Source organism: Lacticaseibacillus styriensis (assembly GCF_030770295.1).
Classification (GTDB): Bacteria; Bacillota; Bacilli; order Lactobacillales; family Lactobacillaceae; genus Lacticaseibacillus; species Lacticaseibacillus casei.
Map to the genome: position 1 here is coordinate 2,862,617 of NZ_CP132483.1, position 23,231 is coordinate 2,885,847.

A 23,231-nucleotide genomic window follows, 5' to 3' on the forward strand; every position below is an offset into this window, starting at 1 on the left:
TTGTTCGAAAGACTAGGCATTGTGCTCAAACTTTATAGCGAGTGCAATTGACGCTAACATAGAGGATTCATTTGCAATGCCTTTTCCAGCAATATCAAACGCTGTACCATGATCTACTGAGGTTCGAATAATCGGCAGGCCTAGCGTGACGTTAACGCCTTCGTCAAACGCCAATAGTTTCATGGGAATGTGGCCTTGATCATGATACATTGCTACCACAATATCAAACTTACCTTGCGTTGCTTTTAAAAATACCGTGTCAGGCGGAAGTGCGCCGTTCACGTTGATTCCTTGAGCTTGTTTTTCTTTGACAGCAGGATTAATCTCTTTAATCTCTTCATCACCAAAGAGCCCGTCCTCTCCAGCATGCGGATTTAAGCCTGCAACCGCTATTTTAGGTTCCCTTATGCCTAACCGTTTCATCGCATTATTGGCTAGATCAATGCATTCCTCTACTCTGTCCTTTGTGACGAGATCACATGCTTTTCTTAACGGTACATGCGTTGACACATGAACAACCGCTAATTTTGGGCTCCAGAGCATCATAGTATATTTTTTTGTGCCAGTGAACTCTGCAAATATTTCCGTATGTCCATCAAAGTTGTGTCCTCCCTTATGCAGAGCATCTTTGTTTAAAGGCGATGTAACGACTGGACCTATTTTTTTCTTCATCGCTAGGTCGATGGCTACCCTCAAAAACTGAAAAGCAGCATCTCCTGAGATGGGACTCACTCTCCCAATTGGAATCTTTTCTAACGGAATATCCATGACATTATAAACATTAATCTTTCCTGGTTCGAATTGATCCACGTTTGTAATGAAATTTAATGGTGTCTTTATTTTTAAGAGATCCGCATAATAGGCCATAATTTCTTTACTGCCGAAGATGATGCTCTCACTCAGATAGTCTTTATTTTTCATCAATGCCTTTAACGAAATTTCCGGTCCAACACCTGAAGGGTCGCCAATTGTAATTCCAATATAGTTTGTCATTCTTATTCTCCTCCACTAAGTCTTTTCATGCTTTCCAAAAGCGTATCTTGTTGGCCAAATGCACCTGCTTTCGTCACAATCTTCAATCCATCTGCGATTCCACCGATTAGAGTACCTAAAACGACGCCGGGTGTGATCTCTTCCTGAATCTCTGACCCACTGGCTCCAAGCGCTCGAATCATTTCTATGGCTGTATCGCCACCAGTTAAAAATAAACCACTTAATCGCTGGGCTTTCACAACTTCTGATGCAATGGCAGCAAGGTTTTCACGAACAATTCTGCTTATTTCTGATCTGTCAACCGTCCCTAAGCTCTCAAAAGCTTCAATCGTTTTCTGATAATCTTCCTTCTTTCGGGTAACTGTCAAAATGGTATCTCCTTTACTAAGCGACGAATGTACCAGTTCTTGATACTTTGAGATAAGTGGTAGGCTATCTGGCTTTAAGAGATCGTTTAGCTGAATCGTAACAATTGAGATACCATTTTCAGCTGCATATTCCATCTGACTTAGACTCGTTTCACTAATTGACCCGACAACAGCTAGGCTTGGAAAAACGCGTTTGCTTTTTTTAAATAATACACTTGCCAAACCTGCGGATCCCACATAAAGTATGCGTCTTTCTTTTGCTCGCGTACTTGCTACAACAGCCTCCAGGTCCGAATCAGTTTCGGCATCAAACACGAGGACTTTAGCTTTTGATGGCAATGCCCTTTTATTAGTCTTTAAGCTTACCAGCTCAACATCACGACCGAATTCTTTTTGCAGCAGTTCAACAATGTTATCTGTCCATAAAGGATTTAAAGGATCATTAGTAATATCAGTTGCCATTAACGGTTTCCCTCCTAGCATCTGAATGCCGTTAATGGTCGTTCTATTTGCATTAGGCAACGCAGGGGCAACAACGATCAGATCAGGTTGGTAAAGGTCCGAGATCGCATGAATCTCCTCTCCAATATTGCCGCGAATCGTTGAATCTATTTTTTTGTAAACGAGATTAAACTGATTTTTCTCGGTTATTTTTTTAACCAGTTCAGCAACTTTACGGGATGCTGCTACCGGAGAAATTGTTCGTGACTCCGTATCAAGCACCACAGAATGGTCAACTAATCCACCTGTTGGGAAAAGCTGAATCTCTGCTTGATAACCATTCTTCTTAAGTTGAACGCCTGTATCACTTGCTCCAGTAAAATCATCCGCGATAATCAGGTACTTTTCCCTACTCATTTTCAATCACCTTCATCTCCTTTTCAGCCGCCGATTCTTCACGTCGCTCGGGATGGATCTTTTTCTCATGGCGATCTAGCAGGCTGACAAGTAACGGACAAAGCAGTGCTGTCACAATGATGGCAGCTGCAACTTGTGCAGTCGCCTGAGCTGCAACTTGCTTAAAGACCGGATCAATAGCTGCAACTGCAGCAGGTGTTCCGATAGCATTACCTGCAGTGGCGCCAACTGCCGCACCCACTTGCGGGAATTTCATCTTTAATACTTTATAGACAGTATACCCTGCTATGCCTGTCACAACCGTACAGAATGTTCCCAGAATAATACCGCTCAGTCCTGCATCTACAAGTTGACTGAGATTCAACGCAGCGCCTAACGGAAAGGCAAAAAACGGGATAAGCAGTGTCGTTCCAGGTGCTAGAAATTTACGAATCTCCGAATCCAGATTACCGAGAATAAATCCAATTAAAATAGGCATGATGGCAGCAATTAAAGCGGTCAAAGGAATTTTTGCCAATCCTGTTGCGCCAAAAGCAATCATTGTAAAAAATGGACCATCACTTAATGCAATGATTGAGGTTGCACCAACATCAGTGGCATCCCCGTATTCTCCAGCCAAAGCCGCATATAAGCCTCCATTTTTATTGGTCATAGACGACACAATTGCTAATGGGCTCAATCCCAAGACTCCTGCAAGTCCAAAGAAATGATTCACTAGAACTCCCAAAATAGCCCCAATACCAACCTTAGTGACGAGCAAAACCACACCTTTGTAAACTGAGACACCCGCCTCCTTAACACTAATTTGCGCTCCGCTGCAAAATAAGAATGCGGCTAACAACGCCATTGCTCCAGTTTTGAATAATGCTTCTGTAAAGCCTCCTAATGCAAAAAATTGTGGAAAAAAGGTATTTGTTAATGCCCCTAATAGTAACGGAACAACCATCATGCCTCCTGGTAACTTCTTGACTGTTTTTAAGATGTTCATGGTGCTTCCTCCTCCTTTACATTTCTTATAATGTAAAGCGCTTGCAAAAAATCAACAAACGGGATATGGTCAGATTGTGTTCGTTTTTGAAACACGTCTCAAATAAACAGCTGTAATTATAAAAATCGTTCAATTTTTAAACGTTCAGGGGGCATTAACGATGCTTAAAGTGCTAGCTATTGCACCATATCCAAACTTAAAAAACAAAATGGATGAAATCGCGCAGAAGTTCAAAACACTCTATATTGAATCCTACGTTGGCGATCTTACGGAGGGATTGGAAATCGCGCAGAAAAAGAGTGCGAATTTTGATGTCATTGTTTCCCGAGGTGGAACTGCAAAACTCATTCGTGAAAATCTAGACAAGCCTCTCATCGAAATTGACTTGTCATTACTGGATATCCTGCGAGTCATTCGATTAGTCGAAGTATACAAATATAATTATGCATTTATAGGATTCTCTAACGTGACTGATAAGATTAAGATACTGGGGCAGATTTTGGAAAAGGAGTTGCACATTGTCACTATTTCAAAGTCTGCCGAGTTGCCTAACATCATCAAGCAGCTTAAAGCTCAGGACTACTCTATGATCATTGGCGACAACATCACCTTTAAAGAAGCACGGAAGTCAAATCTCAATTCTATTTTGATTGAATCCGGCGACGAGAGTATTTACAATGCCTTTTCATCAGCACGCTATCTCGGTACAGAGCTGAAAAAGGTAGATGATCGCAATAGAGCGGTTGTTAACGCCCTGAGTGCATTTGATCAGTCAGTCTTAGTTCTTGATCAAAATTGTCATTTACAGTCTCAGCATCATAACGGGCTTTTAAAAGCACATGAGCAAGCAATTCTTCACACAATAAAGCCACAAGTATTGTCTGGCTCTACCAAAGCGTTCACACTCTTTTCACGTGTTGAAGAACAACTATATCAAATCAACGCAAGGTTCCGAAATAGGCTTTGGTATGTTCTCGTAACACCTCTTAAGTCTTTAGTTGACAATGATTCCTCCATCAAAAGCTTTGTTCCTGCTTCTAATCAGGATGTAAGTTCAGTTAACATCGGCAATTTGTCGAAAGACGTCCAATTAGCCGCTAAATCAGGAAGGAATGTTTTGTTCATAGGCGAAAAAGGGACGGCAAAGTTAACAGCTGCTGAGCATCTTGCGTCAATGATACAGGCTAATCATTATTGGAAAATTGACTTAAATAAGATGAAGTCAGAATCAGCATTCTGGGCGTTATTCAACAATGCCACTTCACCTTTGCTCGACCACCATGCTCTCTTCATTATTAGTGGTGTTGAAAAATTGAATGCTTTATATCTGAAAACTCTCCAGAGCTTCTGTGACATGTCAGAAACAACCGACAATCATTTTCTTCTAATTTATCGATCTGGCTCTCATCAAAATTCGGTTGCAAGTCGCTTCCATACGACCTTTCAGATTACAACTACGCCTCTTAGAAAACGTAAAGCTGATATTGGATCTTTGGTCAGTCTTTACCTCTATCAATTTTCCAAAAGGTACCAGAAAAGTGTGGTCGGTATAAGTGAAGATGGAATGACAATCCTTGAATCGTATTCGTGGCCAGAAAACCTTTTCCAGTTCAAACGGGTTCTGGAACAACTTGTCTTACAAACTAACGGCCCGTTTATCTCAAGTAACTCGGTCAAGCGAATGATCCTTAATGAGGAAGCGCAATTTGCATACCACCAAACCCAACGTAGCGATTTATCAAACATTTCAATGTTCAAAGGAGAAACATTAGCCAAAATCGAAAAGCAAATCTGCACGATTCTGCTAAAACAAAACGCCGATAACCGAACGAAAACTGCAAAAGAACTTGGCATTAGCAGAAGCACCCTGTGGCGAATTTTAAAGTGATCAGGTAAGCATGCAATCTCTGATTTTTAAAATCCCCTAATTTGTGCCTTGTTTGCATCAAAAAAAGCCTCGGTTTTTCCCGCGACTTTTTTAAGATTGTTATACCTTTGCAACCTCTTCTTCACTCATCAACCGTACTTCATGTTTGGCATGTCTTAACTCTGGCCAATATGCTTGGTTTGCAATGATTAGATCATCTAGCACTTCCTTGGCAACTTGAGCACTGGGCAATGTTTTTGACAATGTCAATGCCTGCCATAGTTCCTGATAATCATGATTGATCCACGCATCTACAACAAGCTTTTCAACCATAGCTTGATTGAGAATCATCCCGCGCTGGAATAAAGGAATCTTGCCTTGGGTTAATGGTTCGGCACCATCTTTGCCGACGATACATGGAACTTCAACCATAATGTCGTCATCAATATTCGCAATTGCACCATTGTTTTCAACTATCAGTAGCATCCGTTCATGAGTATTAAATGCAATGGCGCGTGCAAGATCAACAATAAAGGAGGCATGACTGTCAATCTGAAATTCTCCAACCTTGCTGGTACCTGCATCAATGATTTTTTGAGCCGCTGTAAAGACCCGTTTCTCACGCCCATCTTCAACTTCATTTGCTCGCGTATAATCAGGGTTTGAATGTGCCACCACATAGTCTGGATACAAATAATATTTCAAATAAGTGTTAGGCAAATAATTTGGATCCACCGCAAGCAAATCCTGTGCCTTTTTATGGGTTGCTTGCCAACTCGCATCCATGTGCTGGGTATCGACTTCTACTTGAGTCAGGTATCCATGATGAGCCACATAATCGCGAATTTGCGGCAGATACTCATGCCCAGCTTTGTCCTTCACACTCGTCCACCAGCCAAAATGGTTCATGCCAAAATAGCGCACCTCCAAGTCTTGTGGCTTTAAGCCAACAATTTGTGACATTCTCCGTTGCGTGCCAACTGGCATGTCACATATATTCATAATTTTTGCATTAGGTCGTAATCGACGGCAGGCTTCGGCCACAATTGATGCTGGGTTGGAGTAATTTAGCATCCAACAATCCGGTGAATATTTCTCCATGAAGTCAATTAGTTCAATGATATCGCCAATACTGCGCATCCCGTATGCAATACCACCGGGGCCGCATGTCTCTTGTCCCACCACATGATGCTTTAAAGGAATCTTTTCGTCCAGTTCACGCATTTTATAACCACCGGAACGAATGTGCGCGAAGCAAAAATCAACATCTGTGAATGCTGACTCAGGATCAGTCGTCCAAGTAAAATCAATGTCCGGGGCTTTCTCGTTAAGTTCAATCGCAATCGCTTCTGCAATTGTTGCCTGGCGATTTGCATCAGTATCGTAAAGTTTTAGAACTCGCAACGGAAAACGCTCTATGTTTGCTAAGAGCATCATCACAATACCAGCCGTATAAGTACTGCCACCACCTGCAATAACAACTGAAAACTTCTTTGATTCGTTCATTATAACCACTCCTATTCAACTTCTGCTGCATCAATACCTAAAGCTTCATCTACTGCAGCTCGCACTTTTGTCACTGCTAAGCCATAAACGACATGCACGTTGTTCCCTTTCTTGATGACGCCACTGGCACCTGTAACATTCTTCAGGGTAGACTCATCCACCAAATTCGGATCTCTCAAAACGGTTCGCAGTCTTGTGTAACAATTCGTGACGCTTTCAACATTATCCGCGCCACCAAGCGCTTCAATAATAGTTGTAGCTGGTACGCGGCGATCATCTTTTGGTGTCTGAACAGGTTTTGCCTGTTGTTTTTCTTGATAATCTGATTTGCTGTAAAGTCTTGTTTCTTGATCACTATCTTCACGTCCGATCGTCTTCAAATTAAACTTACTAATCAAGAATCTAAACGTGAAATAGTAGATAAAGAAGAACACAACTCCAACGAGAATGTACATTGGCCAATGAGTTTTTCCTATACCCAATGGCAGATTATAAAGTAGAAAATCAAGGAAACCATTGGGACCAATTGCCCTGACATTAAGGATATTCAGAGCCACCATACTAAGGCCACTCAGCGCTGCGTGTACAACAAATAACAATGGGGCAATGAACATAAAGGAAAATTCAATTGGTTCTGTAACACCAGCCAAGAACGAAGTGACTACTGCCGGGATCAAAATGGCTTTTACTTTATTCTTATTTTCTGGTTTAGCCATCTGATACATTGCTAAACATGCACCGATCAAACCAAACATTTTTGAGATTCCCCGAGCATCCCATATAACGGAGCGGGACAGCAAGTGGATGCTCGGATCCGCCATTTCAGCATAATAAATATTTCTTGCTCCTTCAAAAATATGCCCACCAATTTCTTGAACGCCACCAAGTGAGGTATATAAGAATGGTGTATAAATTAAATGATGCAGGCCGGTTGGGATTAGTAAACGTTCCAACGAGCCGTAGAGGAACAATCCAAAGTTACCAGTCTTATTGATGACCCCACCTAATCCGGAAATACCCATCTGGATGAAAGGCCAGACATACGTAAGCACGACCGCCAATAAAACAGTCACCGGAATTAGAACAATAAAAACAAATCGACTCCCACCGTATATTTGAAACGCACTGCGGAACTCTATATCGACGAACCTGTTATGGATGTAACCCACGGTGATACCAAGTATGATGCCCAGGAAAACGCCCATATCTAAAATTTGAACACCGAGTACTGATGCTTGACCTGTTCCTTGAAGATTTTCTGCCTTAGAAAGAATACCGCGCAATTCCATAAATTTGTTCATCGCATTGATGAAGACAAGGAACGTCAATAATGCGGTAAAACCGGCTTCCGCTTTCTTTTTCTTTGCCAGGCCAACTGCCAACCCCACACAGAAAATCACCCCAAGGTTCGTCAGAATTGATACCAAGGAACCTGATAGAATTAGCCCAAATCCTTTGGTCACCGGATTATTCATAAAGGGTGCAACTTCGAGAAGCTTCTGATTCGTGAAGATATTACCGATTGCTATCAAAATACCAGCAATCGGTAATATCAATACAGGAACAAACATCGCTTTCGAAAATCGCTGTAAGCCATCCATGACCTTTTGTTTCATTCTTTTCACCTCTCAAATCTGCTAAACAAGTTTCTCAACTAAGCAAGCCTCATTGTTGATAGCCTTAATTTAGCAAAATGTGCCCCTGTTGAAAACCCTTACACAACAATAGGGAACCCGTTTTGTTCACTCGGAACAGGTTCCCTATCGTCTGGTTAATTAGTGCGTATACACCAACTATTAATAACTTCCTACAGCTATTAAACATCAAGCCAACTTTTCCACTTCGCTAATTACCAATTCAAACGCCGTCAACATTCTAGGATAAAACAATGATGCACGTTGATTTAGATCATCTAATGGAAATTCGTCTGGAACCGCGATGGCCCAATTTGCTATTTTCGCCAATGAGCTATCATCTTTGCCCGTAAAAGCCACAATAGGTACCAACAGACTGCTAACCAAAGTCGCTTTATCAATAACAGTTTGTGTTTCTCCAGATTTTGAAACAACGATAAAAAGGCCCAAATCTTCCAAGCAATTTTCTAACAGTGCAGCAGAGTCACCTGGTGTCGAGAAGAAACAACGCTTCCCCAGAATCTGAAACTTTTTAAACATGTAATTTCCAATGACACTGGAGAAACCTGCAGCGTAAACGTATAGACACTTGTTGTCGACAGATGCGATCTGTTGCGCCACAGTTTGAAACTTGATGATGTTATTTTTCTTGGTTGCTTCAGAGATCAGCGGATCTTGAGAATCGTGTGTCGCCTGAATTCCAGTTTCACCATTACGTAACATCGTCATTAATTTGTATTGGAGTTCAATAAAACCACGATAGCCCATTTTATGTGCCAGTCGCATCACCGTGGTTGCTGAAGTATAGTTTGCCTTCGCCACCTCGCGAACACCCATGTCCAGCACACGGTCAATGTTAGCGATCATGTATTGCAATACTGTCAGTTCGGTTTCGGACAGATGCTTACTCGCAACCAACTTCTCTAATTTCACTCTTATCAATTGTCCTTTCGACAAAGCTAGTAATTAATCGAAAAATAGTCCTTTGAGGGTCAGACACCCCTAACAATTAATCTGTGTAAGTCAGCGTTGTCACAGGGTCACCATGCACCACCTGTTTTGCATTGACAGCCGAAAAATCCTTCACCTTATTCATATTCGTGAAGACCACTACAATTGCCGGATTACGTCCTGAATCTTTGATTTCGGTAATGTTAATCGTGGATAGTTCGTCACCTACTTCAACTTCATCACCAGCCGAGATTCTGGTTTCAAAAGGCGTACCATCCATCTCAACTATATCAATTCCCATGTGCACTAAAACTTCCAAGCCTGTTCCCGATGTTATGCCAATTGCATGTTTAGTCGGAAAGACCGAGCTTATGACACCTGAAATTGGTGCATAAACTGTGTTCTCTTCCGGTGCAATAGCATACCCCTCGCCCATCATTTTTTCTGAGAAAACACCATCCTTGAGATCCTCCAATGGCATTAGTCGACCAGTCACCGGAGCCACATAAACTTCGCGCTTTTCTTTCTTGAATAAACCGAACATCAGTGATCCTCCCCTTCTTCGCCAATAAACTATTCCAGGCTTTGACAAGCCGAAAAGTTATAGTCGTTATTTTTGATTGTACAGAAATACAAAAATATTGTAAACGGTTTCTTTTTGCTCGGTTCGTCTCTGTCGCGAGTTTGTGCTCGTCGAGTTCATTTTGATTGCAAATATGATGTCAATTTTTTTGAGGTTGAATTAATGAAGTCGAGCCGCCAAAGTCGAATGTGCTAGCAATCTATTCGCACATAAAGGAGCAAACACCGTGGTAACCTGGAACGAATTCAAAAAAGATGAACGTAAACATGCCACCACAAGGATCGTATATCATCATCACCCTCGCAAAATTGCACAGCGAGCGCATTCTACAAGGTGTTTCTCAACGCGAACTGGCTAAAAAGATCGGAATGACACAGTCTCAGCTAGCCAAAATCGAGTTACTTGACTCTGTGCCGTCGTTTACGCCGCTTAATCGTTAAGCCACTGGCTTTGGCCTTAAGTTGAAAATTTCGATCACTTAGCAAATTGGCTAATATGTGGCAAAATTTCGCATCACTTAAGACTACTAAACCGATGTGGTATCGATACCAGAATGCCTATTTACGATTGCATTAATACCCACTAAAATCAGCATGACAAAAAGCCTACCGCGCATAGTCGTCAGTAGGCTTTTAACTTCACAGCAAGCTGATGCCTGAAGTAACCTGATGTCATGGATATCCAAAGCTCGAACAAAAAAATATAGAGGCTACACCAGTACATTATCGCACCTCTTGTAACACGTTCCGCTAAGCCATCGTCACTGCCCCATCTATAAGCACACATTAACCACAACAAATTCCACTACTGGATATCCAACTCGCTTATCCTAGATCTCCCTTCAGGCAAATCGACCCTGAGCTCATTCGTGTTAACAGTACTGGAAAAGAGCACTTTCTGTCCCGCAACACTATCGTCATCAAACCAGTCAGATGACCAAGTCAATGAATCATCATATACCGACTGCCAGCTACCACTCACCTTCGCAAAGATTTGAAGGTGGTTAGGCGCAAACTTTTGATCTGGAACATTTACTGTCAAGCTCGAAACAGACTGATTATTTTTCAGTTTCAAGATGACGCTGGCTGTTCCTGCAGACGGTGGAGACGTAAGATCAACGAACGTACCTAACTGCTGGTCAGCAAGCCATTTTAAAGGTGTAATTTCACTCAAGTTAGCATTTTGCAGGGAAAGTTCAGCCTCACTATCCGGTTGGGTTCCAGATAATTTTACTACCTCATCTTCAAACTGCTGTTTTAATGTCGTCTGCTGATCATCTGTTGCTACGTTCAATTTTTCAATAATCTTCTGTCCGTCAACCACAAAGTCAGCCATCGCTTGTGTTTGAAATTCACCTGCCGCTGTCCCGACCAATCCAAAACTCTGAATTAACCTATAGGCAGAAGTCATATCAGTAGCAGAGGTATCCAGTCCAATCCTTGTTGGGTTTGGTGCCAAGAGCTTCATTGAGATTTTCTTGCCAAAGCTTGCAAAGTAGTCATTGATCACTATTCGAAATTTAGAGGCAATGATTGGATTTTTTAGAGCCAAGCTCAAGGGTTCCTCCTTTGCTTGACCGGCGGGAGTCTTCCACGGTACGTGAATATTTGCATTACCGGCATCTTTCCACGTACCATTTTCTTCATATTGAATGGTAAGCGTTTTCACCCCTTGGTCTTGCGGAAACCAGCCAATCAAATTCAATGAGTCTACGTAGACTGAGCCTTCATACTGATAGACGATGCTGTTCTGTCCGCTACTTGGCACGAGATCAATATCATGGTGCTCAGGATTGTTAACCAAGTTGTCAGCGGTTCCGGCAGTGAGTGTTAAGCCATCAACTGTGACTTCGGGGGCTGTTACGGCATCCTGACTCTGTTGCACAATGGGTTGAACTTGGTGCATTGTTATTTTACTCCCCCACGAATGATTAGCCGCATTAATATAGATCCGATAGCTTTGGGTCTTCAAGATCGTTTTCAAAGCGACTTGGAGTGTTTCAGGACCAGCGCCTTTTGATGCCCATCTAATAGAAGTTGGTTCGTTCATGTGCCACGTTCCATCCGAGCTCTTCGAAGCAAACGTCACGTTGCTGACACCCTGCCCATTTGGCCACCAGCCCGTCAACCTTATCCCGGCAACCGTTACGGGCTCCTTGTAATCATACTGAAAATAGGCATTGTCACTTTTTATAAAATTCACATCTTGCGTATTACTGGCATTTGCCAGAAGTGACCAGCTACTATCACTTGTGCCTTCAACGCCCGTAATGCCACTGGCTGAAACTTTTGGCGTTAAATTGCCAGAGGTCTCCAGCCCACTAGACGTTGCATTAACCGCAATTGGTCTCGAACTGGCGATTAGATACCAGCCACTCAAGATAGTGATGAACAAGCCAAGGAGACTCATTTTTTTCTTTTCTTTCATGACCTTCTCCTCTTAAAATGTTGAAATGATGTTATAGCCATCTAAAAATGCCAGATCATTAGCCAGCCGGTTTCCTGTGCCATCGTACCCTGCAAAAAAGAAAGCAAGATACTTGGCCTTCGTCTGATTCGTTTCCGGAACAGACCAACTTATTGTCACTTCGCTTCTAGATTGGAGATGCTTGAAATCATTGATAGGCTTTTCGGCAACAATCTTTTTATCTTTATCCAGTAACACAAACTTAGCTTGTGACGTTAGCATTGGCGCAGCAAAGCCGTAATTCTTCAAGGTCAACTGATACGTGGTTTGACCATTAGCAATTGATTTATTTGCCCTCGTCAAGGCAATTCGGTAGCCTAAATAATCGCGAATGTAGTCAAACCAAGTCCGATTAGCATTCTCGCCACCTGATTTTTTAAACCAAGATGGCTGATATGGTAACGCGAGTCGATCCAAAACGGCACGATTAATATATTGGTGTTGCCAACTCACCATCGAATATGGTTGACCGTCTTCTTTGTAATTGTGCGCTAAACTTAGGGATGTAAAATGATGTTGGGCTAAACGCTTTGCGATTAACTTGGCTGAAATGAGTTTCCCACCGTGATCGCTAGCATTAGTGACACCCCAAATCATTTCGCCATCTACAGGAACTATCTTTGACTCCGCCGCCATTGCCTTCCAAGTCGCCGAGTTGGGATCATTTCCCGCCGTATTCCATTCATGAAGATCTCCAATCAGATAGTCATCATGAAAACCAACGCGATTCCAATCGGCCGAATTCTTGTCGACATCGTTAGCTTTAATATTGTAATACCGCACTTGAATTGGCAGATCTTTCGGCGTGACTGCAAGTAAAGTTTGCAAAATGGATTTTTCGTCCATTCTCCTTCGTGCGCCACCATCCCATTCGCCCCACGAGCCAATTAAACCCGCTTGTAGCACTGAAATCTGATTACGATGAGCTTTAATCCACGGTTCTAACTGGTGTAAATGTTGCAAAACGGTAGCTGTTGTTGGTTCTTGCGCTTTTGGATTAGAATCATCCCAAATGTAGGCAAAACGCAAAACTGCCTTGATATGGTGTTGCGATAGCGCTTGGAAATAATCATTCATTTCAGAAAATGCCTGATCGTCTAATGGTTTATCTTTGTAAGCTGTCAAATAAAAATAAACTTGAGCTAATTTCGGCTGATCACTGCTAAAATTGCTGACGGCTTGCTCCAGTTGCTCGATACCGGTTTTATTTGAGTTTCCCCAAAGACCCATACCAGAATGGACATCTAAATTGACCTCCATTCTAAGACCGCGATCTTGATTGTTCAGTAGCTGATTGTCTAGGCCGGCAGTCAATGCCTTTACCGGAATGTCTTGCCCACTTGCGGCCCTTGCATTGACTGAATTAGGAAAGAGGACGACGCCAATCAACACCAACCCAATCAGAAACACCAACTTGATCGTTTTTCCCATGACAATACACCTCACGAAAATGCAAACCAGTTAATGCCATCATCAAATTCGCTCAAATTAGCAAGTCTTGCCGCTTCGCCGTTTGTAGCTTTGAGCGAGACGCCAAGTCTAAATGGCTTCTGTCCTTCTTGAATAGGCACAACAAAACCTACATCTTTGCCACTGACAAGAGAAGCTTTGGGTAAACTTACTTTTCCCAGTGTCTGATGAGTTTGGCCAGTCACCATCAAGCTGATACGGTCAAGCCCTAATGGTGCAGCAAACCCGTCATTACGCAAAATGACTTGAACGATGTCAGCTTTGGGATCATAGGTGATGCTTTTCACTGAAACGCGATAGCCTAAATAATCACGGATATATTCAAAGTAATTACGTTGAATTGGTCTTTGTTTTTCATCAACAAACCAGCTTTCCTGGAATGGCCAATGGTGATCACGCAAAATTTGAGGTGTGATCGGCACCTTCTTCCATGCCGCCAGTGATCCGCCAGAAGGTAGTTCTTGTTCTGAGACCCCGTTTCGTTTGAGTTCATTCTTCCAGGTCGTTGATGTAAACGATCCTGTTTGTCCCTCACGATAGTTATGCGCCAAGCTGAGCGTTGTGAATGAACCACTCACTAGTCGGTCAACCATCATCACGGGGTCAATGAAGGGGGTCTTTAAATAAATAGGGTTTGCCCAAAACCAACTCATTTCACCATCAACCAATGTCTGTTTCGAATCACGCAACAATTGCTGATACTCACTTGATTCTTTATTTTTACCGGCTGTATTCCACATGTGCGGTATGCCAATTAAGAAATCATCGTGGAATCCGATTCGACTTAGGCTAACAGAATCATCAACACTCAGATTCCGATTTTTAATGTTCAAATACCGCACCTGAATCTTAAGATCATTTGGCGTATTAACCAAAAGGCTCTTAAGAAGCTCGGTTTCGTCAATCTTTTCTCTTGAACGAAACGCCCACTCTCCCCATGCACCAATCATCCCGGCTTGCAACGCATAAATTGCCGAACGATTCTTTTGAAGCAATGATGCCAACTGCTGGAGATGCGTTTTCATCATCGATAGCGTCGCTGATTGCTTTGTTGGATTTGCATCATCCCAAACATAAGCAAACCTAAGCAGTGCCTTCAAATGCAGCTGATTGATGACATCGAAGTAGGCTTGCATATTCTGGAATGCTTTTTCATCAAGGGGAATATCACGATAATCAGTTAAATAAAAATAAACTTGTGCGATTGTTGGCTTCTCTTCACTGTACAGTGAGAACTCATGTTTAAGTGCATCAATCGCGTTCCAGTCAGCATACTCGTAAATGCCTTTGTTACTTGCAACGTTTAAATATGTTTCAAGTCGAAACCCTCTGTCCGGATTTTTTAACAGTTCTTTAGACGCGCTACCCGGCAACATTTTTGGCGTTATGACTGTCTTCATTCTACCTTTTCCTCCTTGTCATCTCGTTGTCTATCATAATGTTCGTCGCCTGTGCTTTCTCGTAATTTCAATTCAACACTCAGTAGATTCGTTGACGTTGCAGAACGCCACTTATTCAATCGAGCTTGAACCGCATGCACAGCCGTTCGACCAAGTTCATCTTCAGGAATGTGGACGGATGAAAGCCGCGGGATAAAATACTGTGACTCCTGAATGTCGTCAAATCCAATGATGTGATAATCTTTGGGCGCGTGATAACCGGCTTCATGAAGTCCGCGCATAACGCCCATCGCCAGCGTGTCGTTCCCGGCCAAAATGCCTTTGGGAAGGTTCGGCAACCCAGCTAAACGTTTCGCGGCTTCATATCCGGCATTACAATCCCAACCAACCAAGATTGCTTTCCCATCTTTGCCTGTGTGCGCTTGCATCCATGCTTGGTAAGTCTTCAAACGAATTTCATCGTCAGTTTTCGTCTTTGTGCCATCAAGATCTGTGACATAACGTTTGCCACCAACGTAAACAATATCGCCTTTTGCCCATTCGTCTAAATGCGCCAACGCCTGCTTCGCTCCATTGGCTGAATCGGCGTTAACGCGATCAACCTGAATAGATTCGTAGCGGTCATCAATCACCACTGCATGGTTGTTAAGTTGAAGAACATGTTCAAGACCGTTTCGAGTTAACCCCCCAATCACGATAACCCCGTCTGCGTACTTAATGCTGTCAGAGGCTTGTTGCGTTATCGCCGAACTGAGATACACCGTGGGACCTAATCTGGCACCGATTCTTTTTAATTCTCCTATGATCCCTTGCTTAACGTGCTGATAATAGATATTTGATGTTGCTTCGTCTAAATCCATTGTCGCCAATAGCGCAATGGTCAGTGGCACCTTACGCGTCAACTTAGAATAATTAAGCCGTTTCGCAATCATCTCTATCTTGTACCGCGTTTGCGCTGTCACAGACAAAGTTGGATCACGATTAAGAACTCTAGAAACGGTTCCAGGTGAAACATTTGCCTCTTCTGCAATCTTACGAATACTGACCATAGCAACTTCCCTCTTTAACGAATAACTCTTTTGCCGTTCATGTTTCATCATCTTCATTAGTGCTGAGATTATTTACAGCTTCCCTAACATCTAAAACGCCTTGTTGCCCAGCTTGGATAATTTCCTGATTTGATAACTTTTGTCCTAACAATGTTTGATTGACAATGGCCACAATCATTGGAAGATTTAAACCGCTCAGCACTCGCAGACCTGGGTTCTGGACCATCATGTTTATCGCAACATTGCTCGGCGTTCCACCCAATAAATCAACAATAATCAACTTATCTGTATCATCGCTCGAATCAATTAACCTTTTCACTCGTTCAGCCAACTGGTCTGGTCCTTCACTTGGTTGAAGACCTAAAGCAGTAAAGTTGTTTAAGTTGCCAAGAATCATTTCTGCACTTTTTAGGATTTCCTCAGCAAATTGGCCATGGCTTAACAAAATTACTTGCATCGTGACACCACCTATTCTTTAAAAGAAATGACCCAACCTTTTAAGTTGAGCCATTTTTAAGTTAGCCAACAATTTTCAAATTATAGAGAACAATCGCCAAAATCAACACAAACCATGTCGCACGGGTAGAATTCATATGCTTACGATCCAACAACCAGTAAACGAATGCGACTAACAAAATTGGCACTAGCGATGGCATGATCTGATTCAGCGTGCTCTGTAGCTTCATCGTTACTTTGCCGACTTTGAATACAAACGGGACATTAATATTAATAACTGTCGGGATCAACGCCCCGATAACAGTCACGCCGAGAAGGGTTGCAGCATCGGTCAAAGCTGCTAAACGTGAACTCATCGTTGTGACGAGTTCAACACCACGTTTATAAGCAAACGGCATCCAAGTAAATCCCCAAATATATAGAACAGCCAGAGCGCCCATCCATAGAATTGAGCCAGTCGGATTTCCTTTCAGCGCCATGTAAGAAGCAATTGCCCCGAAGATGGTTGACTGAACAGTACCCAATAACGTATCACCGACAGCAGCAAAGGGACCCATTAAACCAGTCTTTACGCCACGAATCGCATCTTCGGCCGCGGTGCCTTGCTGTTCCTCTAACGCAATGTCAATCCCTTGAATGATGGATCCCATATGCGGACTTGTATTGAAGAACTCGGCTTGCAGTGCCATCATCCGCTTCATCTTCTCAGGATCATTACCATACAAGCGGCGCAAGATAGGCATTTGCGAACCAACATATCCTGGGGCCATCATCGTTTCATAGTTCCAACTAAGAGATGAGGTAAAAATCCAGCGAATATTTGCACTTCTTAAATCTTTCTTGGTCAACTTTTGTACAGGTTGAGCTGTCGTCTCATTCTTCATCGCCCGTAATCTCCTCTCCAATACCGAGTTCCTTGGCCTTCTCCGTATCTAACCCGTCTCCCTTAATATGAGGCTGTTCACCATTACTATTCATTAGCTTTTGATAGTAAAGAATAGCGAATCCGACACCGGCCAAGGCAACACCGAGCATCGGTATCTTCAAGTAGGCGGCGGCGATGAATCCAAAAATAATATAAGGTGCAAATTTCTTAATAGGTAGATAATGCATTAAAATTGCAATACCGACTGCTGGTAGCATGGTCCCAGCTGCTTTCAATCCACCCATCAGCCATTGTGGCAAATAATTCAGAACATTTTTGACAAAGGATTCGCCAAAAATTAAGACTAAGAATACCGGCAATGCTCGAGAAATCCCCCAAGGTATTGCGCCATATAGCGAATTTCTCACCACTGCTTTGTCGTCATTTTTCCCGATTGCATGATTAATTCGGTGTGCAAAATACGTATTAGCAAATCGTGCCAAAATATCCAGTTGCACCATCAACAAGCCAACAGGGATGCCAACACCAATCCCATAATTAATACCCTTACCAGAGATATGAGCAATGGCAGTCCCAATAATTGCCCCTGTGGCATAATCCGGAATCGAAGCACCGCCAAAAGTACCGACGCCAAGGATCATTAACTGCAATGTTGCACCGACCGCCAGCCCAAGTTTCATGTCACCAACAATCAGACCAGCAATTAAACCAGCATTAACCGGGTTCCCAAAACCGATTCCCAACGTGATAATTTCATTAATTTGAAAAAAAGCAAATAACGACAATAGGATAATTTGAGCCATACTCAATTGATTCATAATGAAGACTCCTCCTTCTTTAGGGCTGCCATAAAGTCTTCCTGAGGGTCGTTTGGAACCATTTGATGGTAAATTCGAACATCGTGTGCTGCTAACTTTTTAAATACCTGAGCGTCGTCACTTGAAACAGCGACACTTTTAAAGATTGACGTTCTGTCTTCTCCAGTCGGTAAGTTACCAACATTAACCTCCTTTATTGGAACCCCCGCTTCTACCAACTGAAGAAGGGCTTCTGGCTCACGCGTGACAATGAAAACATTTTGACTGTTGTAACGGCCAGCAAGAAAGTTTGCCCCTGCTCGATCCGGCGGCAAAATACTTAGTGCTACCTGACTTGGTCTCGCTAGCTTTAGCGCAGTTTTTTCCAAGTCATCACTTGCAACTTTGTCGCCAACTACCATAATGCGTGTTGCATTGACAGCACCCGTCCAGATTCGTGCTACTTGCCCATGAATCAATCGACCATCCACTCGCACATTGACGATTGTCATCATCTTTCCTCCAATCTCCAAAAAACCAATTGATAGCGCTTTCATTTTACGCACAGATTTTAACCCGTTTTTTCTGTTTTGTAAACAATTTTGTCTTAAGTAAATTTATTTGACAGCGCTTTCTTTTGTGTTTAAGCTTGGTTTGCATTCAAGTTCTTGGTTTCAATTGGAGGGTAAAGAAATGATCATCTTGCAACGACCAAAATCGCCAATGCGGAGCAATGCTCCCACATTAGTCTTCGTCAATGGTCAACCTGTTGGCTCTGTCTATGAAGGTCTAGCCTTAAAACTCAACTTGAAAAAAGGAGACCAAATTCGCCTTGTTCAAAGCCTGATTAATCGTTCGAAAAATTACACGATTATTCAAACAAACGCCCGCTATACGATTCAACCAAATCGTCATGGCATTTTATTGATGACGCTGATGATTCTTGCAATGTTTCTGTTGCCACAGACACTTCAACGGTTTATTGACTTTTCTCAAAATACCATTTCGATCATAATCTTCGGCATTTTCATGTTATTGCAACTAGGACTAACTTATAGGCAGGGACTAGAACTTCGTCGAATTGCTTAGTCACGACCCTTTGCTACCAAAAGGACCTCAACGTTCAAAAAAGCCTACAGATCAAGCAACACGCAAAAAGCATTTTGCTTGATCTGTAGGCTTTTAACTTCTATGACTTCCAAATACACTTCGCTGCAAAAAACTTCTTACTCCGCTGCCACCAACTCACTAGCATCCACCAATCGCTTGGTAATCCGCCACAACGCAGCAACATCTTCCGGACGCGTCAAACCAGTCGCCTTGTCGATAATCGAACTATAGACATGCGGAATGATCTGCTTAACGCCGGCATCCAATGCGATTTGAAGAATAGCCTCAAAATTGTCCAAATCAATGCCACCGGTCGGCTCGAGGTTAAACCCTTCTGCCGCGCAGGCTTGGGCAACGGCACGGAATTCGGCTTCGTGTTTCAAACCACCCATGGGGAAGAATTTGAAGCTGGTGCCGCCCATGTCCTGTAACAAGGCGATGGCCGTTTCGACTGGTACTTCCGCTGCCGCTTTTTGACTACTTTTTGGACCGGTGGCAATGTTGACCACGCCGACTTTGCCGGTTGGCGAAACCAACCCGTTAATCACGGTGTCGGCTTGCCCCAAAAGTGCCCGACTGGTGCCGACGCCGGTGAAGACTTGATTGACGTGCTGCGGCTGCAAGATCTTGGAAACGCGGCTGACCATCGCACTTTGGTTCGGGTCGCCAGCGCCGAGGCCGACTGACAAGCCGTTGTCGGTGACTTCCTGGTATTTTTTCATATCTTCAATCGCGGCTTCGTCGGTATCATAGTTTTTGGTCAAAACACCCACGACCACATGGCCTTCGGCGGCTTCGTAGATCGCTTTGGCGTTTTCAATGGAGCCAGCCAAAACGTTCAGCGCAACACGATTTTTGTAATAGTTTGGGATTAGATTCATGAGAACGATCCTTTCTAAGCGAGAATTTCTTTGAGGCGATGAACAATCAGGTCCATTTCGGCTTGATCAACGGCGCGGATGTCGAACTCGATGATGCCTTCGTTGGCGCGATATTCGCGGGTGTAAATTGCCGGATTACCGGCTTTGAGTTCGGCGGTCACTTGCTTGGCGTCTTTCGGGCTGGAAGCTTCGACAGTCACGGCAGCGCGGAAAATTGGCCGCCCGGCTCCGTCTTGCACTTCCTTAACGTTCAGATGCGGCACGTCATTAAGCGCTGCCACGAATGGGTGCAGCCGGGCTTTCATCGCTTCGCCGGATTCCGGGCCGTTGTCAAGATACTGAACGAGCGCGGTGGTGAAGCCGAGAATATTTTCCTTGCCGATCTTCATCGCGCGGCCGATGCCCAGGCCCTGCAACTTGGTCCAGCTGATGTACGGCTCCTTGCCGAAGACGAGACCGGAAGCGGGGCCTTCAATCGCCTTGGCACCGGAGAACAGCACCACATCAACGCCCATGTCGACGTACTTCTTCAGATCCTCTTCCGCCGCAGCGTCAAGAATTAACGGCAGCTCATGCTTATGCGCCACTTCCAGCGCCTCTTGAATCGTCAACATGCTCTTCTGCACGGCATGATGGCTCTTCACGTAGAAAATAGCTGCGGTGTTCTCATTGATCATCATCTCAACGTGTTCCGGCGTGCACATGTTGGCATAGCCGGCTTCAACCACCTGGCCACCACCGAGTTCGATCATAACTTCTTCCGGCGTGCCATAGTCCACATTTTGACCTTTTGGCAGAATGATCTCGCGCTTGGTGTAGCGCGGTGAAAACGGATGGTAAGCGTGATATTTGCTACCTTGGCCGATGATCCCGGCCACCGCTTCCGCAATCCCCGCAGACGCCGAATTCACCACCAGTGCGCCTTCTGTCCCCAACTTTTTGGCAATGAAGGCACCGGTTTTGTCGGTCAGATCCTTCATTTCAAAAAAGTGGGTGTCGCCAAATTGCTGTGCCTGAATCGCGGGTTCCGGAACTTTGGAAACGCCCAGAATGGTCATTTTGCCACTGGCGTTAATCACGTGTTTTAAATCATAAGTGCTGTAATAGTCTGTCATGCTCGCTGTGCCTCCAAGTCGTATACCGTCCCGCCAACAATGGTGCAGATCGGGGTGATCAATTGATGGCCGGTTTCCGTATTGCCATTAGAATCCGTTAATACTTTATCACCCGTCGTGACATTGTAAATGGTAATGTCGGCGTCTTTACCCGGACGCAGGCGTCCTTTGTTCAACAGGTGGAAAGTATCAGCCGGCGCAAACGTGACCATCCGAATCACTTCCGGCAAGGTGTAGCCAACTTGAAGCATTTTCTCCATTGTGGTTGCCATGTCATAAACCGGCCCATTTTCCCGATTGCGGTGATAAATGTCGGTGCTCAGCGACTTCGGATCCAGCCCATGATCGCGGGCGATTTTCATGGTTTTAAAATTAAACGAATCGGTTCCGTGACCAACATCGAAGACCACGCCGCGATCGTAGGCATCATAAACGAAATCCTTGATCTCGCCATTTTCGTCAATCATCCCGTTCGGTTTGCCATTGTACGCATGGGTTAAGACGTCGCCTGCGCCCATCGCCTGCAAAATGTCCTTGAGCTCTGGCGGATTGGCACCCACATGCACCATAATCGGCAAATGCCCGAGCAGTGCCGCGTACGACCGCGCCGCCAGCAACGGTTTGATGTCGTTGTCAATCACCACCGAATGGCTTTCCCGCGCCTTGATCCCGACGATAAAATCAGGCAGATCAACCACTGCGTCAAACAAGGCTTCTTTGCTGACCTTCTCCATATCGCCTAATTCGTCTTGCGCTAAAATGCCGGTCCGCCCGATATTAATCAAAGCGTAAACGTTGGTCTTTTTGTCGCGGGTAATGTTGTAAAAATCGCGAATATTGTCCGCACCGGTCGAACCGGCGTCAATAACGGTTGTCACGCCGGACTTGTAACCATCAGCATCAGGATCGTCATAATATAAGGTCAATTTTTCATAACAATGCACATGATCGTCAATCCAGCCTGCACTGACATACGATTGGCCATGCAAGTCAATTTCTTTTTGCCCGCTGGCACCTTCGAGCTTCGGTGCGATCGCCGCGATGCGATTGCCATTAATGCCGACTTCAATCGGCTGTTCGCGTTCTGTTTTGCCGTTCTTGATTAAAACATCAAACACAAGTGAAGACCTGCCTTTCTAAAACTTTTTCTGTTAAAGCTTAACGGGAAAAAAGAATCCCATAATCATAGCGCCAATAATCGCACCGCCTGGGATTGGCTTTTTCCATGCGTAGAAGAGTGCTGCGCCGATTGTGCTGCCGATCCCGATCGGAATGCTGGCGGTGACCGCACTCAGGATGATCAGCGGGCCGAGGAAACGGCCGGTTTGGTTCCCGGCGCCCATCATGACATCCGCGCCAAATGTGGCATTACTTTGATTAATGGTAAATTTCCGAACCAGGAAAATGATGACCCCAATGATAATGCCCAGCACGGCACCGGTTAAAAGCGCCAGCCCGAAGTTGGCGACCAAGGGTTTGGCCCCAACGGAAAGCAGGATGGCCGGAATCCCGATGCCGACACCGGTCAGAATCGAGCCGCCGAGATCCAGAATCCCGACCAGCGAGCCTTCCAAGATCCGAGCGAATAGGAAGCTGGCGCCAAACGCCGCGGCGGCACCGTAAGAACCGCCTGTCATCCCAGCCTTCAACATCGCCACGATCGCGACTTCGTTGAAGGCACCGACACCATAATTGAAATACATGGACGTCCCGGCAAAGACCCCTGCCGACATCAACGCGACAATCACAACGAAGCCCCAGTCTGCGTGCCAAAAGTCATGTTCGTTTGCAACTGCCTTCAATTCTTCGTCCGCAGTTGCGGTGGTTTGTTTATCCGCCATACGTCAACACCC

The 23,231-nt window shown here is 44.2% G+C and carries 22 protein-coding genes; 3 read left to right on the forward strand and 19 right to left on the reverse strand.

All coding sequences use genetic code 11. From position 1 onward, the window contains the following. Positions 1–12: 12 nt before the first annotated feature. From pdxA to LACSTY_RS13435, 3 genes are read right to left on the reverse strand one after another with little or no spacing between them, the layout of a single operon-like run. A complete protein-coding gene (pdxA, locus tag LACSTY_RS13425; RefSeq protein ID WP_087913003.1) occupies positions 13–993 on the reverse strand; it encodes a 4-hydroxythreonine-4-phosphate dehydrogenase PdxA in 981 nt (326 codons plus the stop codon). Positions 994–995: 2 nt separating this feature from the next. Further along, a complete protein-coding gene (locus LACSTY_RS13430; RefSeq protein ID WP_087913004.1) occupies positions 996–2,219 on the reverse strand; it encodes a four-carbon acid sugar kinase family protein in 1,224 nt (407 codons plus the stop codon). Continuing rightward, entirely contained in the window at positions 2,212–3,207 is a 996-nt protein-coding gene (locus LACSTY_RS13435; protein ID WP_087913005.1) for a 2-keto-3-deoxygluconate permease, read from the reverse strand. Before LACSTY_RS13435 ends, LACSTY_RS13430 begins: the two co-directional genes overlap by 8 nt. 160 nt (positions 3,208–3,367) lie before the next feature. On the opposite strand from LACSTY_RS13435, the gene LACSTY_RS13440 reads away from it, so the two are divergent. Continuing rightward, entirely contained in the window at positions 3,368–5,095 is a 1,728-nt protein-coding gene (locus tag LACSTY_RS13440; RefSeq protein ID WP_087913006.1) for a sigma-54-dependent Fis family transcriptional regulator, read from the forward strand. Positions 5,096–5,194: 99 nt separating this feature from the next. Here the strand turns inward: LACSTY_RS13440 and LACSTY_RS13445 are convergent, their stop codons facing one another. The 4 genes from LACSTY_RS13445 to LACSTY_RS13460 form a co-directional block, all read right to left on the reverse strand. Then, positions 5,195–6,580, reverse strand: coding sequence for a 6-phospho-alpha-glucosidase (locus LACSTY_RS13445; protein WP_087913007.1), 1,386 nt, complete (start codon positions 6,578–6,580; stop codon positions 5,195–5,197). Between the two features lie 11 nt (positions 6,581–6,591). Next, the gene (locus tag LACSTY_RS13450; protein ID WP_087913008.1) at positions 6,592–8,196 is read right to left on the reverse strand and encodes a PTS transporter subunit EIIC; all 1,605 of its coding nucleotides are present in this window, start codon (positions 8,194–8,196) and stop codon (positions 6,592–6,594) included. 207 nt (positions 8,197–8,403) lie between these two features. After that, positions 8,404–9,147, reverse strand: a complete 744-nt coding sequence (locus LACSTY_RS13455; RefSeq protein ID WP_087913009.1) for a MurR/RpiR family transcriptional regulator — start codon at positions 9,145–9,147, stop codon at positions 8,404–8,406. A gap of 76 nt (positions 9,148–9,223) precedes the next feature. Then, entirely contained in the window at positions 9,224–9,709 is a 486-nt protein-coding gene (locus LACSTY_RS13460) for a PTS sugar transporter subunit IIA (protein WP_087913010.1), read from the reverse strand. Positions 9,710–10,014: 305 nt separating this feature from the next. On the opposite strand from LACSTY_RS13460, the gene LACSTY_RS13465 reads away from it, so the two are divergent. After that, entirely contained in the window at positions 10,015–10,188 is a 174-nt protein-coding gene (locus LACSTY_RS13465) for a helix-turn-helix domain-containing protein (protein ID WP_410055328.1), read from the forward strand. Positions 10,189–10,552: 364 nt separating this feature from the next. Here the strand turns inward: LACSTY_RS13465 and LACSTY_RS13470 are convergent, their stop codons facing one another. The 8 genes from LACSTY_RS13470 to LACSTY_RS13505 all read right to left on the reverse strand — a co-directional run bounded on the left by LACSTY_RS13470 (position 10,553) and on the right by LACSTY_RS13505 (position 18,784). Then, entirely contained in the window at positions 10,553–12,175 is a 1,623-nt protein-coding gene (locus LACSTY_RS13470; RefSeq protein WP_087913012.1) for a hypothetical protein, read from the reverse strand. Between the two features lie 12 nt (positions 12,176–12,187). Next, a complete protein-coding gene (locus tag LACSTY_RS13475) occupies positions 12,188–13,645 on the reverse strand; it encodes a DUF4874 domain-containing protein (protein ID WP_087913013.1) in 1,458 nt (485 codons plus the stop codon). Between the two features lie 11 nt (positions 13,646–13,656). Further along, entirely contained in the window at positions 13,657–15,084 is a 1,428-nt protein-coding gene (locus LACSTY_RS13480) for a DUF4874 domain-containing protein (protein WP_087913014.1), read from the reverse strand. Continuing rightward, on the reverse strand, positions 15,081–16,133 hold the full coding sequence (locus tag LACSTY_RS13485) for a LacI family DNA-binding transcriptional regulator (protein WP_161492254.1): 1,053 nt from the start codon (positions 16,131–16,133) through the stop codon (positions 15,081–15,083). The genes LACSTY_RS13480 and LACSTY_RS13485 overlap by 4 nt, the downstream gene beginning before the upstream one ends. Positions 16,134–16,170: 37 nt before the next feature. Beyond that, complete coding sequence (locus LACSTY_RS13490) at positions 16,171–16,590, reverse strand: PTS sugar transporter subunit IIA (protein WP_087913016.1); 420 nt, start codon at positions 16,588–16,590, stop codon at positions 16,171–16,173. A 61-nt stretch (positions 16,591–16,651) separates the two neighbouring features. Continuing rightward, a complete protein-coding gene (locus tag LACSTY_RS13495; RefSeq protein WP_087913017.1) occupies positions 16,652–17,473 on the reverse strand; it encodes a PTS system mannose/fructose/sorbose family transporter subunit IID in 822 nt (273 codons plus the stop codon). Further along, positions 17,463–18,293, reverse strand: coding sequence for a PTS mannose/fructose/sorbose/N-acetylgalactosamine transporter subunit IIC (locus LACSTY_RS13500; RefSeq protein ID WP_087913018.1), 831 nt, complete (start codon positions 18,291–18,293; stop codon positions 17,463–17,465). Before LACSTY_RS13500 ends, LACSTY_RS13495 begins: the two co-directional genes overlap by 11 nt. After that, a complete protein-coding gene (locus LACSTY_RS13505) occupies positions 18,290–18,784 on the reverse strand; it encodes a PTS sugar transporter subunit IIB (RefSeq protein ID WP_087913019.1) in 495 nt (164 codons plus the stop codon). Before LACSTY_RS13505 ends, LACSTY_RS13500 begins: the two co-directional genes overlap by 4 nt. Before the next feature lie 181 nt (positions 18,785–18,965). Here LACSTY_RS13505 and LACSTY_RS13510 point away from each other — a divergent pair, with 181 nt between their 5' ends. After that, positions 18,966–19,361 (forward strand): hypothetical protein, encoded by a 396-nt coding sequence (locus LACSTY_RS13510; RefSeq protein ID WP_087913020.1) that lies wholly within the window; start codon positions 18,966–18,968, stop codon positions 19,359–19,361. 137 nt (positions 19,362–19,498) lie between these two features. Here the strand turns inward: LACSTY_RS13510 and dagF are convergent, their stop codons facing one another. The 4 genes from dagF to LACSTY_RS13530 are packed head-to-tail and all read right to left on the reverse strand — an operon-like array spanning position 19,499 to position 23,219. Continuing rightward, on the reverse strand, positions 19,499–20,263 hold the full coding sequence (gene dagF / locus LACSTY_RS13515; RefSeq protein WP_087913021.1) for a 2-dehydro-3-deoxy-phosphogluconate aldolase: 765 nt from the start codon (positions 20,261–20,263) through the stop codon (positions 19,499–19,501). Between the two features lie 14 nt (positions 20,264–20,277). Continuing rightward, complete coding sequence (locus LACSTY_RS13520; protein ID WP_087913022.1) at positions 20,278–21,378, reverse strand: DgaE family pyridoxal phosphate-dependent ammonia lyase; 1,101 nt, start codon at positions 21,376–21,378, stop codon at positions 20,278–20,280. Beyond that, positions 21,375–22,496 carry an amidohydrolase/deacetylase family metallohydrolase gene (locus tag LACSTY_RS13525; RefSeq protein WP_087913023.1) on the reverse strand — a complete coding sequence of 374 codons (1,122 nt, stop codon included), beginning with the start codon at positions 22,494–22,496 and terminating at the stop codon, positions 21,375–21,377. Before LACSTY_RS13525 ends, LACSTY_RS13520 begins: the two co-directional genes overlap by 4 nt. Positions 22,497–22,529: 33 nt before the next feature. Beyond that, positions 22,530–23,219 (reverse strand): DUF4310 family protein, encoded by a 690-nt coding sequence (locus tag LACSTY_RS13530; RefSeq protein ID WP_049169342.1) that lies wholly within the window; start codon positions 23,217–23,219, stop codon positions 22,530–22,532. Positions 23,220–23,231 lie beyond the last annotated feature (12 nt).

Bases quoted from the DNA above. Each gene is read 5' to 3' on its own strand.
- pdxA (WP_087913003.1), bottom strand. From the start codon at position 993: ATGACAAACTATATTGGAATTACAATTGGCGACCCTTCAGGTGTTGGA.
- LACSTY_RS13430 (WP_087913004.1), bottom strand. From the start codon at position 2,219: ATGAGTAGGGAAAAGTACCTGATTATCGCGGATGATTTTACTGGAGCA.
- LACSTY_RS13435 (WP_087913005.1), bottom strand. From the start codon at position 3,207: ATGAACATCTTAAAAACAGTCAAGAAGTTACCAGGAGGCATGATGGTT.
- LACSTY_RS13440 (WP_087913006.1), top strand. From the start codon at position 3,368: ATGCTTAAAGTGCTAGCTATTGCACCATATCCAAACTTAAAAAACAAA.
- LACSTY_RS13445 (WP_087913007.1), bottom strand. From the start codon at position 6,580: ATGAACGAATCAAAGAAGTTTTCAGTTGTTATTGCAGGTGGTGGCAGT.
- LACSTY_RS13450 (WP_087913008.1), bottom strand. From the start codon at position 8,196: ATGAAACAAAAGGTCATGGATGGCTTACAGCGATTTTCGAAAGCGATG.
- LACSTY_RS13460 (WP_087913010.1), bottom strand. From the start codon at position 9,709: ATGTTCGGTTTATTCAAGAAAGAAAAGCGCGAAGTTTATGTGGCTCCG.
- LACSTY_RS13465 (WP_410055328.1), top strand. From the start codon at position 10,015: ATGCCACCACAAGGATCGTATATCATCATCACCCTCGCAAAATTGCAC.
- LACSTY_RS13470 (WP_087913012.1), bottom strand. From the start codon at position 12,175: ATGAAAGAAAAGAAAAAAATGAGTCTCCTTGGCTTGTTCATCACTATC.
- LACSTY_RS13475 (WP_087913013.1), bottom strand. From the start codon at position 13,645: ATGGGAAAAACGATCAAGTTGGTGTTTCTGATTGGGTTGGTGTTGATT.
- LACSTY_RS13480 (WP_087913014.1), bottom strand. From the start codon at position 15,084: ATGAAGACAGTCATAACGCCAAAAATGTTGCCGGGTAGCGCGTCTAAA.
- LACSTY_RS13485 (WP_161492254.1), bottom strand. From the start codon at position 16,133: ATGGTCAGTATTCGTAAGATTGCAGAAGAGGCAAATGTTTCACCTGGA.
- LACSTY_RS13490 (WP_087913016.1), bottom strand. From the start codon at position 16,590: ATGCAAGTAATTTTGTTAAGCCATGGCCAATTTGCTGAGGAAATCCTA.
- LACSTY_RS13495 (WP_087913017.1), bottom strand. From the start codon at position 17,473: ATGAAGAATGAGACGACAGCTCAACCTGTACAAAAGTTGACCAAGAAA.
- LACSTY_RS13500 (WP_087913018.1), bottom strand. From the start codon at position 18,293: ATGAATCAATTGAGTATGGCTCAAATTATCCTATTGTCGTTATTTGCT.
- LACSTY_RS13505 (WP_087913019.1), bottom strand. From the start codon at position 18,784: ATGACAATCGTCAATGTGCGAGTGGATGGTCGATTGATTCATGGGCAA.
- LACSTY_RS13510 (WP_087913020.1), top strand. From the start codon at position 18,966: ATGATCATCTTGCAACGACCAAAATCGCCAATGCGGAGCAATGCTCCC.
- dagF (WP_087913021.1), bottom strand. From the start codon at position 20,263: ATGAATCTAATCCCAAACTATTACAAAAATCGTGTTGCGCTGAACGTT.
- LACSTY_RS13520 (WP_087913022.1), bottom strand. From the start codon at position 21,378: ATGACAGACTATTACAGCACTTATGATTTAAAACACGTGATTAACGCC.
- LACSTY_RS13530 (WP_049169342.1), bottom strand. From the start codon at position 23,219: ATGGCGGATAAACAAACCACCGCAACTGCGGACGAAGAATTGAAGGCA.